The organism is Mesorhizobium sp. LCM 4576, assembly GCF_001854815.1.
Taxonomy (GTDB): domain Bacteria; phylum Pseudomonadota; class Alphaproteobacteria; order Rhizobiales; family Rhizobiaceae; genus Mesorhizobium; species Mesorhizobium plurifarium.
Genome location: NZ_MDDT01000065.1, coordinates 16,038 through 31,934, shown reverse-complemented (window position 1 = coordinate 31,934; position 15,897 = coordinate 16,038). Strand labels below are relative to the sequence as shown.

16 protein-coding genes are annotated in these 15,897 nt (G+C 65.1%); 5 read left to right on the top strand and 11 right to left on the bottom strand.

All coding sequences use genetic code 11. From position 1 onward, the window contains the following. Positions 1-153: 153 nt before the first annotated feature. Genes LCM4576_RS30670 through LCM4576_RS30655 form a run of 4 tightly spaced genes read right to left on the bottom strand, consistent with a single transcriptional unit; the run spans position 154 to position 7,033 of the window. Entirely contained in the window at positions 154-2,241 is a 2,088-nt protein-coding gene (locus tag LCM4576_RS30670; RefSeq protein WP_071036132.1) for a hypothetical protein, read from the bottom strand. A gap of 3 nt (positions 2,242-2,244) precedes the next feature. Continuing rightward, positions 2,245-5,070, bottom strand: a complete 2,826-nt coding sequence (locus LCM4576_RS30665) for a DUF4159 domain-containing protein (protein WP_071036131.1) — start codon at positions 5,068-5,070, stop codon at positions 2,245-2,247. Beyond that, the gene (locus tag LCM4576_RS30660; RefSeq protein ID WP_071036130.1) at positions 5,067-6,029 is read right to left on the bottom strand and encodes a DUF58 domain-containing protein; all 963 of its coding nucleotides are present in this window, start codon (positions 6,027-6,029) and stop codon (positions 5,067-5,069) included. The genes LCM4576_RS30665 and LCM4576_RS30660 overlap by 4 nt, the downstream gene beginning before the upstream one ends. Further along, positions 6,029-7,033 carry a MoxR family ATPase gene (locus LCM4576_RS30655; protein ID WP_071036129.1) on the bottom strand — a complete coding sequence of 335 codons (1,005 nt, stop codon included), beginning with the start codon at positions 7,031-7,033 and terminating at the stop codon, positions 6,029-6,031. Before LCM4576_RS30655 ends, LCM4576_RS30660 begins: the two co-directional genes overlap by 1 nt. Positions 7,034-7,187: 154 nt before the next feature. Between LCM4576_RS30655 and LCM4576_RS30650 the strand changes: the two genes are divergently transcribed. From LCM4576_RS30650 to LCM4576_RS30640, 3 genes are read left to right on the top strand one after another with little or no spacing between them, the layout of a single operon-like run. Continuing rightward, the gene (locus tag LCM4576_RS30650) at positions 7,188-7,862 is read left to right on the top strand and encodes a DUF1285 domain-containing protein (protein WP_407067413.1); all 675 of its coding nucleotides are present in this window, start codon (positions 7,188-7,190) and stop codon (positions 7,860-7,862) included. Next, a complete protein-coding gene (locus LCM4576_RS30645) occupies positions 7,862-8,494 on the top strand; it encodes a CoA pyrophosphatase (RefSeq protein WP_071036128.1) in 633 nt (210 codons plus the stop codon). The genes LCM4576_RS30650 and LCM4576_RS30645 overlap by 1 nt, the downstream gene beginning before the upstream one ends. Then, on the top strand, positions 8,491-9,759 hold the full coding sequence (locus LCM4576_RS30640; RefSeq protein ID WP_071036127.1) for a CCA tRNA nucleotidyltransferase: 1,269 nt from the start codon (positions 8,491-8,493) through the stop codon (positions 9,757-9,759). Before LCM4576_RS30645 ends, LCM4576_RS30640 begins: the two co-directional genes overlap by 4 nt. Before the next feature lie 24 nt (positions 9,760-9,783). Here the strand turns inward: LCM4576_RS30640 and LCM4576_RS30635 are convergent, their stop codons facing one another. The 5 genes from LCM4576_RS30635 to hemF all read right to left on the bottom strand — a co-directional run bounded on the left by LCM4576_RS30635 (position 9,784) and on the right by hemF (position 13,572). Beyond that, positions 9,784-10,746, bottom strand: a complete 963-nt coding sequence (locus LCM4576_RS30635) for a S8/S53 family peptidase (protein ID WP_083361579.1) — start codon at positions 10,744-10,746, stop codon at positions 9,784-9,786. 72 nt (positions 10,747-10,818) lie between these two features. Further along, positions 10,819-11,397 (bottom strand): hypothetical protein, encoded by a 579-nt coding sequence (locus LCM4576_RS30630; RefSeq protein ID WP_071036126.1) that lies wholly within the window; start codon positions 11,395-11,397, stop codon positions 10,819-10,821. 233 nt (positions 11,398-11,630) lie between these two features. Next, a complete protein-coding gene (locus LCM4576_RS30625; protein WP_071036125.1) occupies positions 11,631-11,816 on the bottom strand; it encodes a DUF1059 domain-containing protein in 186 nt (61 codons plus the stop codon). A 321-nt stretch (positions 11,817-12,137) separates the two neighbouring features. Beyond that, the gene (locus LCM4576_RS30620; protein WP_071036124.1) at positions 12,138-12,398 is read right to left on the bottom strand and encodes a DUF1344 domain-containing protein; all 261 of its coding nucleotides are present in this window, start codon (positions 12,396-12,398) and stop codon (positions 12,138-12,140) included. A 259-nt stretch (positions 12,399-12,657) separates the two neighbouring features. Continuing rightward, positions 12,658-13,572 carry an oxygen-dependent coproporphyrinogen oxidase gene (gene hemF, locus LCM4576_RS30615; protein ID WP_041004471.1) on the bottom strand — a complete coding sequence of 305 codons (915 nt, stop codon included), beginning with the start codon at positions 13,570-13,572 and terminating at the stop codon, positions 12,658-12,660. A 121-nt stretch (positions 13,573-13,693) separates the two neighbouring features. On the opposite strand from hemF, the gene LCM4576_RS30610 reads away from it, so the two are divergent. Continuing rightward, positions 13,694-13,951, top strand: a complete 258-nt coding sequence (locus LCM4576_RS30610; protein WP_040989701.1) for a hypothetical protein — start codon at positions 13,694-13,696, stop codon at positions 13,949-13,951. A 7-nt stretch (positions 13,952-13,958) separates the two neighbouring features. On the opposite strand, the gene soxR is transcribed toward LCM4576_RS30610, so the two are convergent. Together soxR and LCM4576_RS30600 are read right to left on the bottom strand one after the other, a co-directional pair. Next, positions 13,959-14,402 (bottom strand): redox-sensitive transcriptional activator SoxR, encoded by a 444-nt coding sequence (gene soxR / locus LCM4576_RS30605; protein ID WP_071036123.1) that lies wholly within the window; start codon positions 14,400-14,402, stop codon positions 13,959-13,961. A 134-nt stretch (positions 14,403-14,536) separates the two neighbouring features. Further along, positions 14,537-14,998, bottom strand: coding sequence for a tRNA (cytidine(34)-2'-O)-methyltransferase (locus tag LCM4576_RS30600; protein ID WP_071036122.1), 462 nt, complete (start codon positions 14,996-14,998; stop codon positions 14,537-14,539). Positions 14,999-15,459: 461 nt separating this feature from the next. Here LCM4576_RS30600 and LCM4576_RS30595 point away from each other — a divergent pair, with 461 nt between their 5' ends. Next, on the top strand, positions 15,460-15,876 hold the full coding sequence (locus tag LCM4576_RS30595) for a hypothetical protein (protein ID WP_083361580.1): 417 nt from the start codon (positions 15,460-15,462) through the stop codon (positions 15,874-15,876). Positions 15,877-15,897 lie beyond the last annotated feature (21 nt).

The window sequence follows — 15,897 nt, the reverse complement described above, 5'->3', positions numbered from 1 at the left end:
CCTATAGCGCATGCCCCGTTCCCTTTCTGAGTCTCGACAACCAGAAGGTAGACGGAAAATCCCCGTCTTACGGGGCATGCACATGCGGCATTTCGATTCACCTGCGACCTTCCCCGGACAGCCCTGCACAAGGGGAGAAGGGGAAGGCGGCACTCACCGCCCTTCGCGATACCACATCGAACCGATGGCGAGCAGCAAGAGGCCGAGGCCGAGGAAGCCRCCGAACAGCGGCACGCGCGACACGGCCTTGAGCGTGCTGTCGTCGGTCGTGCGCAGGCCGATCCAATCGTCGCCCGAAGCGGCAGCCGAGGAGCGGACCGGCACGATCGACGGCAGGGCCACGCCGCCGGCGAGATTGGCGAGCGTCGATGACGGCGCCAGCCGCCGCACGCTGCCGCCGGTCGCCTCGGCCGGCGCCTTCAGCCTGTCCTCGGTCGAAATCACGTCCTGGAATTCCGGCGCGTTGATCGGGCCGACATGGGCAAGCGCCGTGAGGTCGCCATTGCCGATCTGATAAAGGCCGATCTCGCTGGTCCGCAGGCTGCCGGTGAAGATGCCGGGCTCGGCTTTCTCGAGCTTCACCGTTACGGTCTTACCGGAGGGGGTGATCACTTGGGCGGGACCCGGATCGTCGCTCATCGTCTGGCGGCGGATTTCAAGCACCATGCCGCGGCCGTCGGCGGTCAGCCGCTCCTCCTCCAGCTCCGGCTCCTTCATCAGCCAGTGCGCGATGCGCCGGTAGAGCTGGACATGCGGGCCGCCGCCTTCGAAGCCGCGCGCCCACAGCCAGCCCTGGTCCGACAGGAGCATGCCGACACGGCCTTCGCCCTTGCGGTCGAGCAGGAGCAGGGGCCGGTTGTCGGCGCCCTTCATCACCACTTCGCCTTCCGGGTTCTTGACGCCGATGGTGCGGAACCAGCGGCTCCAATGCGGCGGCTCGCTTGCCGAGCCGTCGAGCCCGCGCGTCACCGGATGGCGCTGGCCGAGATCGGTCAGGCGCGGATAGAAGGCCTTGTCCACCACCTCGCCGGTCGGCAAGGCCGGGAGCGCGGCGTTGAGCGGCGTGCGGGCAATGGAGTTTTCGCCGGCATATTCCGGGCCGGCCGCAATCAGCAGCGCACCGCCCTTTTCGACATATTCGGAGATGTAGTCGTAATAGAGGATCGGCAGCACGTCGCGGTGCTGGTAGCGGTCGAAGATGATCAGGTCGAAATCCTTGATCTTCTCGACGAACAGCTCGCGCGTCGGGAAGGCGATCAGCGACAATTCGTTGATCGGCGTGCCGTCCTGCTTTTCCGGCGGGCGCAGGATGGTGAAGTGGACGAGATCGACCGATGCGTCCGATTTCAAAAGGTTGCGCCAGGTGCGCTCGCCGGCATGCGGCTCGCCGGAAACCAGAAGCAYGCGCAGGTTCTCGCGGATGCCGTCGACCAGGGCAATCGCACGGTTGTTGGCGTCGGTCAGTTCGCCGGGTTCCCGGTCGATGCCGAGCTGGACGATATTGCGGCCGGCATTGGGTATGGTGACCGAGAGCTTCATCGGCTGGCCGACGGTCGCGTGCTCGACCGAGACCTGCTCGCCATTGACCGACACGCGAACATCCACCGGAGCGCCGTCGCCTTCCGTCGAAATGACGCGGTAGGTCATGTCGAGCGGCTTGCCGACGAGACCGAAGCGCGGCGCGTTCTCGAAGCGGATGCGGCGGTCCTTCTCATGCTCGTTGCCGGTGATCAGCGCGTGCAGCGGCGCGTTGAACTCCGGCGTGCCGGCCGGCGCATCATGCACCTCGCCGTCGGTGATCATGACGGCGCCGCCGATGCGCGACGGCGGCACGTCGCGGAAGGCCCCCTCCAGCGCGCTGAACAGCCTGGTTTCGGTGCGGTCGTCGGCGGCTTCGGACTTGCCGGCCTCGACGACGCGGACATCGAACTGCTTGAAGCGGGCAAGACGCTGCTGAAGGCCCGCCAGCGCCTCGTCGGTCTGTTTGGCACGATCGCCGATGTCCTGGCTCTGGCTGCGGTCGACGATGAGGGCGACGACGCTCTTCAGCGCCTCGCGCTCCTCGGCGAGGAAAACGGGATTGAGCAAAGCCGCGGCAAGCGCGAGCAGCGCGATGAAGCGCAATGCCGAGCCGCGCTGGCGGAACCACAGGCCGACCAGCGCCAGCAAGAGCAACGGCACGAAGAGCAGGCCGAAGAGCGGCCAGGAGAGAAGCGGTTCGAAAGAGATCGACCAGTTCATGACCTACTGCCCCAGCCGTTCGAGCAGCACGGGCACATGCACCTGATCGGATTTGTAGTTGCCGGTCAGCATGTACATCATGATGTTGACCCCGGCGCGCAGCGCGTAGACACGCTGCATCGGGTCCGGCGGCACGGTCGGCAGCATCGGATCGCCGTTCTCGTCGATCGCCCAGGCGCCGGCGAAATCATTGGCGGTGATCATGATCGGCGAGACGCCATCGCCGGTGCGCACGGGGCGGTTCTCGGTGTTGCTTGCGTCGAGCGAGGCCTCGACCCAGAGCGGGCTGCCGTTGAAGCGGCCGGGGAACTCCGGAAGGATGAAGAAGGATTTGGTCAGCACGTGGTCCGACGGCACCGGCTCCAGCGGCGGCACGTTGAGATTGCCGAGGATGTCGCGCAGCCGCTCGGTCGCCGGGCTTGCCGAGCCGGCGCCGATGCCGTTGGAGAACTGGTCGCGGGTGTCGAACAGGACCGTGCCGCCCTGCTGCATATAGGCATCGATGCGGGCAATCGCCGCCTGACTGGGCATGGGCGCCGTCGCATCGATCGGCCAATAGATCAGCGGGAAAAAGGACAGTTCATCCTTGGCGATATCGACGCCGGCCGGCGGTCCGGGCTCGAGCGCGGTCTTCTCGATCAGGAAACGCGTGAGACCCTCGAGGCCGGCGCGGCTGATCGAATCGACGCCCGGCTCGCCGGTGATGACATAGGCGATGCGGGTTTTCGAAATATCCTCGATCGCCTGCGCGTCGCCGGGCTTCGAATCGTCGGCGCGGACAAGATCGGCATGGCCGAAGACCCCGCCCAGCACGACCAGGACGGCCGCGGCGGTCGCCGCCGCAGTGCCTGCGCGGCGCGGCCGGCGCGCCAGCAGGCCGCCCATCCAGAACACGGCCAAGGTGTCGAGCGCCATCAACAGGAGCGCGATGGCAACCAGCGGTCCCTTGAGGTTCTCCGATTCGTCGAAGGCATAGGGGATGGCCGTCACCGGCAGCGAAACCTGCGGGCGGACCAGCGGCGCGAACGTGCTCGACGCGTCGAGCAGATTATGCGCGAAGACGCCCGTCTCGGAGCCGTAGAGGCCGGGCGGATTTTCCAAGGTCACCGGCAGCGGACCGGCGCCGGGCACCAGCGGCCGGGCATCCGGCGAGGGTGGCGTCAGCATGCCGTCGGCGCCGATCATGCGGTAAGGCGCCAACGACACGGCCTTGGCCTCGGCGTTGGCAACGGCCGCGCCCTGATTGCGCGACAGTTGCACAACGCGTCTCAGCATTTCGACGAAGCTGCCGGAGATCGGCAGGTTCGACCAGGTGGCTTCGGGCGTGACATGGAAGAGCACCAGCGTGCCCTTGTCCTTCTTCATACCCGTCACCAACGGCGTGCCGTCGGCAAGCGTGGCCCAGGTGCGCTCGACGATGTCGGGCGTCGGCTCGGCCAGAACCTGCCGGCTCACCGTCACCTCGAAGGGCGGGGAAAGATCGGCGAAAGGACCGTTCTTCGGAAATTCGGTAACCGCCTGCGGCGTGGTCCAGGACAGCGCGCCGCCCAGCGCGCGCTCGCCGCTGCGCAGCCTGACCGGCAAAAGATCGTCGTCATTGCCGGCCGCTGCAAGGCGGGGACCCGCAAAGCGCACCAGCGTGCCGCCCTTGTCGACCCAGTCGACCAGACGCTGCTTGACCTGCGCCGGGATGGTGCCGACGTCGGCCATGRTGATCATCGCCGGCTTCTGGTCGAGAAGCTGCGGAATGGCGTCGGCCAGATCGGCGCTCGACGGCTCGACCAGGTCGGCGAAGGGCTGCAGGGCGCGGCGAATATAGTAGAGCGGCGACAGAAGCGGCTGCGCCTGGTCGGCCTCGGCCTGCGACAGAAGGCCGACGCGGCGGCGTTTCGAGCTCTCGTCCAGCACGCGCACGGCGCCGGCCTGGTGCTCGCCGTCGAGCGCGACCGAAGCGAAATCGTTGCGCAGCTCGAAGGGGACCGCCATCGTCCCCGTGGCGGTGGCTTCGCCCGGCGCGAAGGTCAGCGTCGCATCGGCGATGCGGCGGCCCTTGTCGTCGAAGGCAMCCGCGGTGACCTGCGCCGGCGCCGGATTGCCCGGCGCTCGGATGGCGGTCAGCGCGAAACCGTCGACCTGGTTGTCGGCGCCGATCAGGCCGGTCACGGAAGGCCGATCGGATGTGGCCCAGACCAGCCGGGTTGCGTTCTTTTCGAGCAGCGTCTTGAAAGCGGCCTCGTCGCCCTTGGCGGCAAGCCCATCGGCAAGCACCGCGACGCTGGCGCCAGGCAGGCGCTCCAACGCGGCGGCGACGCGGGCGTAGACGGCGGGCCTGTCGGTCGGGATCGGCCGTGGCTTGGCGGCGCGCAGGTGATCGAGCGCGGCCGAGGCGTCGAAAGGACCGATCTCGGCATTGGGCTTCTCGGCGGTGAAGGCGATCACGACCGGCACGCCGTTCGAACCGGCGTCGGCGATCAGCCGCTCGGCGGTGGCGACGCGCTTGTTCCAGTCGGCCGCACTTGCCCAGCCATTGTCGATGACAAGCGCGAGCGCAGCACCTTCCGCCGGCAGTTTTTCGCGCGGATTGAAGACCGGCTCGGCCAGCGCCATCACGACGAGCGCCGCCATCAGCAGCCGAAGCAGYGTCAGCCACCACGGGCTTTGCTGCGGGGTTTCCTCGCGCCGCAGGACCCGGGCGAGGATTCTCAGCGGCGGGAAAACCTCCGTTTGCGGCCTGGGCGGGGTGAGGCGCAGCAGCCACCAGATCACCGGCAGCGCCAGAAGGCCCCACAGCACCATGGGCGCCCCGAAGGAAAGCGGCAGCCAGCTCATGCGACCGCCTTTCCGGCTCGATTGGCAATTGACCCGGTATGATTGCCTCTGGCAATCAACCCTGCATGGCCGCCTTCCACGGTCATCGCCATGTGGACGCGCACCAGCGCCTCGGAGGCGAGGCGGTCGGTGTGGTTGACCGTGTAGCTCCAGCCGAGACGCTTGCACCAGGCGGCCAGTTCCTCGCGGCGGGCCTTGTAGAGCAGGCGGTATTCCTCGGCCAGCATCTCGGCGCGGCCGGCGGTCAGCTTGTCGCCGGTCTCGGGATCGGTGAATTCGGTGCGGCCGGCATAGGGGAAGATTTCCTCGGCCGGGTCGGCCACCTCGATCAGATGCGCGCGCACGCCGTGGCGGGCGAGCACGTCGAGCCAGGCCATGGTTTCCTCGGCCGGATCGAGGAAATCGCTGACGAGCACGATGTCGCAGAAGCGGCGGATGGCCGAGAGATCCGGTTTGGCGGGTAGCGCGGCGGCGTGGCTCAGCTGCGCGGCGATGCGCTCGGCGCCGTTGCGGGCGGTGAACGGGTCRGTCAGGTCCGGCCAGGCGATGCGCTCGCCGCTGCGCGACAAAAGCTCGGCCAGGGCGAGCGCCARCACCAGCGCGCGCGATTCCTTGGAAACGCTTGCCGCGGCAGATTTGTAGAGCATGGRAGGCGAGGGGTCGGCCCAGAGCCAGACGGTGTGCGCGGCTTCCCATTCACGGTCACGCACATAGGTATGGTCGTCTCTCGCCGAGCGGCGCCAGTCTATGCGCGAGGAATCGCCTTCGACATAGGGCCGGAACTGCCAGAAATTCTCGCCAATGCCGCGCTTGCGGCGGCCGTGCCAGCCGGCGATCACCGTGTTGACGATACGGCGCGCCTCGACCAGCAGGTCCGGCACCAATGAAGCCCGCAACCGGCCACGGGCGAGCGCGTCGCGCGTCGCAACCGGTGCCTGGACCTCGCCTATTCGACCCATCAGATGCCTTTTGCCAGCTTCGCCACCACGTCACGCACGGAAGTGCCTTCGGCGCGGGCGGCGAAAGTCAGCGCCATGCGATGCTGCAGCACCGGTTYGGCCAGGGCGCGAACGTCGTCGACCGAAGGCGCCAACCTGCCATCATATAGGGCGCGGGCGCGGGCGCACAGGGTCAGCGCCTGGCTGGCGCGCGGACCCGGCCCCCAGGCGACGTGTTTGTCGGTCTCGGCATCGCCCTGGCCGGGCCGCGCCGAGCGAACCAGCTTGAGGATCGCCTCGACGACRCTTTCCGGCACCGGCATGCGGCGGATCAGCGTCTGGATTTCCTTCAATCTCGCCGGCTGCAGCACCTTGTCGGCCTTGGCTTCGTCGACGCCGGTGGTTTCGAGCAGGATGCGGCGTTCCGCCTCGATTTCYGGATAGAGGATGTCGACCTGCATCAGGAAGCGGTCGAGTTGGGCCTCGGGGAGCGGGTAGGTGCCTTCTTGCTCCAGCGGGTTCTGCGTCGCCAGCACATGGAAGGGCGAAGGCAGGTCGTAGCGGGCGCCGGCGATGGTGACATGATATTCCTGCATCGCCTGCAGCAGCGCCGACTGCGTGCGCGGCGACGCGCGGTTGATCTCGTCCGCCATCAGCAATTGCGYGAAAATCGGCCCGGAAATGAAGCGGAAGGAGCGCTTGCCGAACTCGTCCTGCTCCATCACCTCGGAGCCGAGGATGTCCGACGGCATCAGGTCGGGCGTGAACTGGAWGCGTCGCGAATCGAGGCCGAGCACGATGCCCAACGTCTCGACCAGCTTGGTCTTGGCGAGGCCCGGCACCCCGACCAGCAGCGCATGGCCGCCCGCCAGCAGCGCCACCAGCGTGCGCTCGACGACGGCTTCCTGGCCGAAGATCACCCGGCCGACCGCGTCGCGGACCCTGGAGATGTCGGCCAGCGCCTTTTCGGCTTCCTCGATCATCGCTTTTTCGCTGGTCGGGCTTTCCTTGWTCATCACGCTCATGCCGCTCGATCCTTGTGGTTGGAGATACCGGCCTGCATTCTCGATGCCGCAGAATGCCGCGATTCGGCCTCAGCTGGCGCCTGTAATTGAACTTAAATCACAGACTCCGGCGGACAAGGCTGACAATCGGGACAACAGTGACTATTTCGTGACCATGGCCGAACGCAGCGAACATCTTGAACAAAGCCCGGGCGAGCAGAACCTGAGCAAAGAGAGCTTGGGCAAACAGAGTCTGACTGGCGCCACCGAGGCGCGGGGCCTGGAGGCGCTGATCTCGCGCGCGGCGCGGGCCGGTAAGGGGCCGGCGCCGGTCGAGCGCTGGAATCCGGACTTCTGCGGCGACCTCGACATGGAGATCAAGGCGGACGGCACCTGGTTCTATCTCGGCACGCCGATCGGCCGCATGCCGCTGGTACAGCTTTTTTCCAGCGTTCTGCGCAAGGATGYCGACGGCAAGACCTATCTGGTGACGCCGGTCGAGCGGGTCGGAATACGCGTCGCCGACGCGCCCTTCATCGCCGTCGAAATGAATGTTTCCGGAAGCGGGGACGACCAGGTCATCACTTTCCGCACCAATGTCGGCGACGTCGTCGCCGCCGGACCCGGCCATCCGCTACGCTTCGTCGACGAGGACGAAACCGGCGGGTTGAAGCCTTATGTGCTGGTGCGCGGGCGGCTGGAAGCCCTGGTGGCGCGGCCGGTCATGTACGAACTGGTCGAGCATGGCGAGGAGATCGACATCGACGGCAAGACGATGTTCTCGGTCCGCTCGGGCGGCGAGGTCTATCCGATCATGCCGGCCGAGAAGCTCAGACGGCTGAGCGCGTGATGGACCAGGTGACGCCGGCGCCGTTTTCGATTGCGGATTTTCGGGCGCGCGTCGCGGCGCAGGCCGAGGCGCAGCCAGGTGACGATTTCGGCGATCATCGCTTCAATCCCGGCCATCCCAGGCTCGAACGCGTCAAGCCATTGCGCGACGCGGCGGTGCTGATCCCGGTGATCGACCGCGCCGAGGGCGCCATGGTGYTCTTCACCAAGCGCGCCGAGAAGCTGCGCAGCCATTCCGGCCAGGTGGCTTTTCCGGGCGGCACCATCGACCCGACCGACGAGAGCCCTGAAGCCACGGCGTTGCGCGAGACTTTTGAGGAGATCGGCCTGGATCGCGAGCATATCGAGATCGTCGGTCGTATGCCCGACTACGTCTCTGGCAGCGGTTACCGCATCGTGCCCGTGCTTTCCATTGTTCGGCCGGATTTTTCGCTGACGCTCAATGCCGATGAAGTCGATGCCGCCTTCGAGGTGCCCTTGAGTTTCCTGATGGACCCGGCCAACCACGCGCGCGACAGCCGCATGTGGAACGAGCTGGAATGGTTCTTCTACGAGATGCCTTATGGCGGCCAGCRCATCTGGGGCGTCACCRCCGGCATCATCCGCACGCTCTATGAAAGGCTTTATGGTTGAGCGCTGAGGCGTCACTCTCGGGCAGGGCCGATTGGCTGGCTGAAAAGCATCTGCAGAAGCTTCTTGCGGCGCTGAAGCAGGGCGGCGAGGAAGCGCGCGTCGCCGGCGGCGCGGTGCGCAACGCGTTGATCGGCCAGCCGGTCGCCGACATCGACATCGCCGCGACCACCGTGCCCGAGGAAACGATCCGGCGCGCCGCTGCGGCCGGCTTCAAGACGGTGCCGACAGGAATCGAGCATGGCACGGTCACGGTGATCGCCGGCGGCAAGCCTTACGAGGTGACGACGCTCAGGGCCGATGTCGAGACCGACGGGCGGCGGGCAAAAGTGATCTTCGGCCGCGACTGGAAAGCGGACGCCGAGCGGCGCGACTTCACCATCAACGCGCTCTATGCCGAAGCCGACGGCACGATCGTCGACCTTGTCGGCGGCATCGCCGATATGGAGGCGCGGCGGTTGCGTTTCATCGGCGACGCGGAAGCGCGCATCCGCGAGGATTATCTGCGCATCCTGCGCTTTTTCCGGTTCTTTGCCTGGTATGGTGATGGACGGCCGGACGCGGAAGGCCTGAAGGCCTGCGCAAGACTGAAGGACGGGCTTGTTCAGCTTTCCGCCGAACGGGTCTGGTCCGAAGTGAAGAAGCTGTTGTCGGCCGCGGATCCGTCGCGCGCGCTGCTTTGGATGCGCCAGGCCGGCGTGCTCACCGCCGTGCTGCCGGAAAGCGAGAAATGGGGCATCGACGCCATCCATGGCCTGGTCAAGGCTGGAAAAGATCTCGGCTGGGCCCCCGATCCGATGCTGAGGCTCGAGGCGATCGTTCCGCCCGATGCCGTGCGTATGAAGACGCTAGGCGAGCGGCTGCGATTGTCGAACGACGATGCCGGCCGGCTGCGGCATTGGGCGCTGACCGTTGCGCCGGATGCCAAGGTGACCGAGACCGAACTGGCCAGGAAACTCTATTACGGCGATCGCGGCGGCTATCTCGACCGCATCCGGCTGGCGCTTGCCGCGGCGCGGACGCGCGCCGTCGAGGACAATCAGGCGATGATGGAAGCCGGTGGTTTTTCACGCCTGCTCAGTTTCACGCTGAAATGGCAAAAGCCGGTGTTTCCGATCAAGGGCGCCGACCTGACCGCGCTTGGCGCCTCGCCGGGGCCGAAGCTCGGCGCGACGCTGAAGAATCTTGAGAAGGAATGGGTCGAGTCGGGTTTTACCCTGGAACGCGGCGCGCTCATGAAACGCGCCGCGCAGGCCCTGGAAATCTAGCCTGTTCAGGCAGCCCGGCGCCAGTCAATGGATCGCCACGGGGGCGAGCGCGCGGGAAAGGCTTGCCTCGCCCTTGCCGTAGATGGACGGGTCGTAGTTCACCAGCGTGTCGGTGCGGGCGGTGTTGAGCAGGTCATTGGTGATCTGAACGGGCGTCGCCTTGGTGAACTTGCTGCCGATGATCGCGGCATAGCCGGAGATGATGGGCGCGGCGAAAGACGTTCCGTAGAGACCGGTCTTGTCGCCCTCGACGCCGACCACCAGGAAGTGGMTCTGCACAGCCGGGTTGGAGCCGGCATAGTCGGAATACCAGGCGAGCTGGGCCTTGTTGGCCGTGGTGCCGTTTGTCGACAGCGCGCCGACGAAGATCGCCGTCGGTTTGCCGATCAGAGCAAGGTCGAGATAGTCCTGCTGGCCACCGGTGATCCCGCCGACGGCGACCGAGTCGTTGCCGGCCGCCTTCGAGACGATGGYCGAACCCTTGGTGGCGTAGGTGATGATCGAAGCCTCCTCCGGAGCCCACCAGATCTGGTTCKGGCTGTAGCCCGCGGTGGTGTACATGCCGTAGCTGAGGTTGAGCACGTTGCGGCCGCTCGCCAGCGAAACGGCCGTGCCGGTCGAGAAATCCTTGGAGCGTATGGTCGCCGCCGGAGCAATCATGCTTGCCTCCTCGCGCGTCCATTCGCCGTGCCGCTGGTATTGGGTGCCGATGCCGAAATTGCCGGAAAAACGCGACGTGCTGCTGAAGTCGTCAACCAAGGTGATGGTGACGCCCTTGCCCTTGTAGCCGGCTGCCCATGCGGTGCCGACGTCGGGGCTCATCCAGCTCTGGGCGGCCAGTGTCGACCGCGCGGGGATACTTGCGYTCACGCAGATGGAGCCGCCGCCATGGCAGAGCGCAGCCGTCTCGTCCGCGCTGAGAACCTCCTGCGCAGAGGCTATCGGCACCGAAAGAATGGCAAAGGCGGCTGCAACGCCCAACTTCATTCCCCAGTTCAACGGAAACAGGGAAGGGCGAGAATTCGGGCACGAGACGATGTTCATTTGCGGCTCCCGCGATCAGAAAGTGAGACGGTAATTCAACCAGAGATGCATGGTCTCCGGCTTGGCGCTGACCAGATATTTCAAGGTTTCCTCCGGCGCCGTCACGCCCGCCGCGAGCCGGCAATTGACGCTGTAGGTGCCAAGGTCGCCATAGTCGGCTTCGCATGGCTTTTCAGTGAGGCCGCCGCCGATGGTCGAGGTGACCGAAAGCGACAGCGTGCTGTTCGGGTTGGGATGGACCTGGGTGAGAAAGCCAAGCTTCAGGCTGGGCTCGATGCGGTATTTCTCGGCTTGCTCGCCCGTGCCAAATCCCCAAAGAATCCCGGTATCGGGTGTGATCTGGGTGAGAAGGTCCACATGCATGTCGACCCAGTTGGCACTGTACCAGTGGTTGAACGACACCCAGCTCCCACTCTGCAACTCGTAACCGCCGTTGCCGAGGCCCCTGGCCTTGTCGCTGAGTGGGGAACCCTGATGGATATCGACAAGCGAGGTCGTCCATTCCTGGGCCATTGCAGCGGAGGCAAAGARGAGGGCGCACGACAGGAGCGCCGCCGCGCAGAGACCTGCTCCGATGTTGGACCGCTCGCGCATGCGCGAAGCACCTCGCCCCACCATTCCGGACAGCGCCTTGATGGCGAAGGCTCCTCGGGCAGCCCCTTCGGCCGGATCATGGGCCGCAGAATCGCACGCGTACCGTTACTGCAAGGTTATCTAAGCCGCTACGAATATAAGAATTTGCTTGAATTATCGGGAAAATGTTTCTGCCGGCGACCCGGGAGATCGCCGGCAGAAAGTTTGGCAGTCGAATTCTGGGATCTGGCTGCTCAGGCGGCGTCGCGAACCTTCTGGATGCGCGAGCGGATCGCCTCGATCATCGTTTCGCGGATGATGGTCTCGCCATGCGTCTCACGCATATGCTCGACGGCGCGGCGCATGACCTCCRCTTCCTCCTCGGCGCGCGTGTGCCAGTCACAGCCGGGAACCAGCGATCCGCATTGGAATTCTTTCATGGGTTTTCCCTTCCTCGCTCTGGAGCCGCTCAGCTTCGCCGCTCCGGCTATTTATTATCATGCAATCCCGCCGGAAGCGGCTGCGCGTTTTGGCGGAATTGCGCGGGTGGACAACAATAACACACGCCGCCGTCTTCGGTTGCATGAAGAGTCGCAGCGCCGTCGGCGCGGTAAGCCGGGAAACCGAAAGGCGGAKCACGGATGCTCCGCCTTTCGCGCCGCCTGAGCTTGCTTAGCCTCTTTGTTCCTTACGCAATTCCGGGTTTCTTACGCAATTCCGGACGGAAAACCGCTAAGTACTTTTCCGGGAATCGCCGGCCGTTATTTCATGATCTTGACGGCCTCGGCGACCTTGTTCTTGCCGCTCATGTCCCAGGACACGCGGACTTTCTCGCCGGCCTGAATGCCGGGATCCTTGAAGGCCTTGGACAGCTTGAATGTCGATCYATCGTCCAGAACAAGGCTCATGGCCGTTCCGTCAAAGCTCTTCACGGTTCCCGTGGTGTGCTTGACCGCCGCGAACGCGGCGCCACCGGAGGCGAGAAAGGCGGCTGCTGCCGCCGTCACGATAAGCTTGCGCATGGCATGCTCTCCTGGGATGCGGGCGCCCCGCTTGGCAAGGCGCCCTCATTGGTCAGGGCCGTCAAGTCGCGTCGGATCACGGCCGGCGGGAGGCAAGTGACCTCCGCTTCGGCCGCCGGCGCTTCCCGGCCCGGCAACCTTGAATAACTCAATTTTTTCAAAAGGATATTATACGAAAAAGATATTACCCCTGCCACATTGCCMGCCAAGATTCGGCGAATGGTACAGCAATGCGGCCATCGCCGCGCTCACCGGATCGTTACGGCCATTTTACCTCGGGCGGCAGGCTGGAAAGGATCGAGGCGACATTGCCGCCGGTCTTCAGGCCGAAGATGGTGCCGCGATCGTGAAGCAAGTTGAACTCGACGTAGCGGCCGCGCCGGATCAGCTGTTCGTCGCGCTCGCCGTCGGTCCAGTTCTGGTTGAAATTGGCCCGCACCAGATGGGCATAGACGACCAGGAAAGAGCGGCCGACATCCTGGACGAAATTGAGATCGGCGTCCCAGCCGCCCTTGTCCTCGTCCGAATGCAGCCAGTCGAAGAAGATGCCGCCGACGCCGCGCGGCTCGTTGCGGTGCGGCAGGAAGAAATACTCGTCGCACCAGGCCTTGAATTTGGGATAGTCGGCGACGGCCGCGTTCTTCTCGCAGGCGAACTGCATGGCGCGGTGGAAGGCGATCGTGTCGGGATCGTCCTGGGTGCGGCGGCGGTCGAGCACCGGCGTCAGATCGGCGCCGCCACCGAACCACTGGCGCGTGGTGACGACCATGCGCGTGTTCATGTGCACGGCCGGCACGTTGGGGTTCCAGGGATGCGCAATCAGCGAGATGCCGCTCGCCCAGAAGCGGGGGTCTTCGTCGGCGCCGGGAATCTGCTTCCTGAATTCGGGCGAGAATTCGCCATGCACGGTCGAGGTGTGCACGCCGACCTTCTCGAAGACGCGGCCGCGCATCATCGACATGGTGCCGCCGCCACCCTTGCCTTCGTCGCGTTCCCAGGGCGTCTTCTCGAAACGGCCGGGCGACCATGAAGACAGCGGTCCCTGGATCTCCTGCTCGAGCTGCTCGAAGGTGGCGCAAATGCGCTCGCGCAGCGCTTCGAACCAGAGGCGTGCCTTCATCTTCTTCGGCTCGATATCGGCCGGCAGCCCCACGGGAAGGTCAGGTCGTTCCAAATCCGTCTCCAGTCACAGGCCCGCTCGCCTGACAAATGACTCGTTTTTTCTGCGCGCGATCCCTAATCTCTTAAAGGCAAGGGTCAAGTCCTGTCTGACCCAGGTGCAAAGGAGTTCCTTCGTGCGCACCCCGGCAAGACCGCCGCTGGATGGCTTGAAGAAGAGACTGGAGCGCTCGCGCGCCGAGCGCGCAGACCAGCCGCGCGACGGATTCCTGCGTGAGACCTTCGTGCTGCCGCGCCCGGCAGCGCGCCTCAAGGCAAAGGAGTGGTTCGAGCGTTTCCCGAAGCAGGCCTACTGGACCGAGATCGAAAGCTGGTTTGAACGCCCGGGCGACGTGATCGAGTTCACCATGCGGCGGCTGCCGGCGGCTGACTGAACAATCGTCAGGGCACCAATAGCCTTCTCGCGCCCGTACCCTCTCGGGCCAGCCGGTCTTCCTTGTTCCTCAGGGGACATTTGTCGATCGACATGCAGCCGCAGCCGATGCAGTCGGTCAGGCCGTCACGCAACTTTTTCAATTGGCTGATCTTATGGTCGAGCGCGTCGCGCCAGGCTGTCGAAAGCAGGTTCCAGTCCTCGCGGTTCGGCGTGCGCTCTTCGGGCAGCGACTGGAACGCCCGGGCGATCTCGGCGAGCGAAATGCCGACCTCCTGGGCGACACGGATGATCGCCACGCGCCGCAACACGTCGCGGCTGTAGCGCCGCTGATTGCCGGACGTGCGGTGGCTGCGGATCAGCCCGCGCGCCTCGTAGAAATGCAGCGCCGATACCGCGACGCCGCTGCGCATCGCCACCTGGCCGACCRTCAATTCCCTCACTGGAGCCATTCCCGAATTCCCGCTTGACCTCAAGTTAAGTTGAGCTTGTAGCCAAGAAACGTCGATAGGGCAATTGCAGGAGAAAGGCGATGTGCGCCTGGGCAGGAATGACGGCGGATCAGGATAGCGCGGAGGCGCGAAAGCTATTTTCCGAGTTGGCGGAGCGCTTCGCCCGCGACCATGGCAACCGACAACGCGACGTTGATGCTGCGCGCACCCGCCCGCATCGGAATGGTCAGTCGCGCATCGGCCGCCTGGTGGACTTCTTCCGTCACGCCGGCGGATTCGCGGCCGAACAGAAGAATGTCGCCGGCGGCGAAAGCGAAATCGGTATAGGCCGTCGCGGCCTTGGTGGTGAGCAGCACCAGGCGGCGCGCATGCRCCTTTCGCCATTCCTCGAAGGCGTGCCAGTCGGCATGGCGGGAGAGCGCTGCCATTTCGAGGTAATCCATGCCGGCCCGTTTCAGCGCCCGGTCAGAGAGCGGGAAACCGRCCGGCTCGATGATATCGACGCCGATGTCGAGGCAGGCGGCGAAGCGCAGGATTGTCCCGGTGTTGCCGGCGATATCCGGCTGGTAGAGCGCGATGCGGAGACGATCGTTCATTTTCGCATCCTGCTAATAAGTGGCAGATCGGCCACAGGCATCTCCGGCTTTCGGCGATTTCTGGACTGGCGGGTGGCCATTTTCTGCGAAGTCGAGTATATGCCCACCATCGTCAACCCGAACCGAATGGAGGGGAACACATGATGACCATGCACTTCCAGCTCCTCTCCGGGCAGCTCCCATCCGGGGCTCGCGTATGCCCGCAGGCGGTTTCGGTACGACGATTCTTCTGACACTTTAAGTCCTCATCGCACCGATTCCCGCCGAACCCAGTTTTCGGCCTTCGAAGGAATCTTGCGATGTTTTTCAAACTGCCAAAGGGGCGCCGCGCCCCAGCTGAACGTGTCGAGATTGATGCTTGTCGTCATCTTCCGACCGATTCGATCCGCGCCTTCGGCCKAATGCCGGTGGTCGAGGCCGCATCACCGTTTTTAACGCATTTGCATATGGAGGACGGACCGATGTTCGATCCCTACAAAATACCGGGTTCAAGAAGCCTGCACGAGCGCAAGGCGGCGACCTGGGCGCTGCTGATCGGCGAGACCTATTCGTCGGCGGTGCATGCCGAGGAACGGCGCAGGCCGCATCGCGGCATGCTGCCGGACGTCGATTTCTCGCGCGCGGTGCCCGACCACAGCCGGCCCACGCTGGTGCGGCGGATCATCCGCCTGATCCGGCCGGGCGACAGGAACCKGGCAGGCTCAGGCTTGTCGTCGGCAAGTTCGGGGCCGTCGGGGCCGTCGAACGGGCCTGTCGGCGAAAAGCCCAAGACACCCTATATTGCGCGAAGCAGGGCCGGTGAGACGGATGATTCCGTATCGCCGGCCCGCAATGCTGCGCGGCCGCAAAACCTACCCCATCAATCCCGCGCCGCGTGAGCGCGCATAGCATCGTGAGTG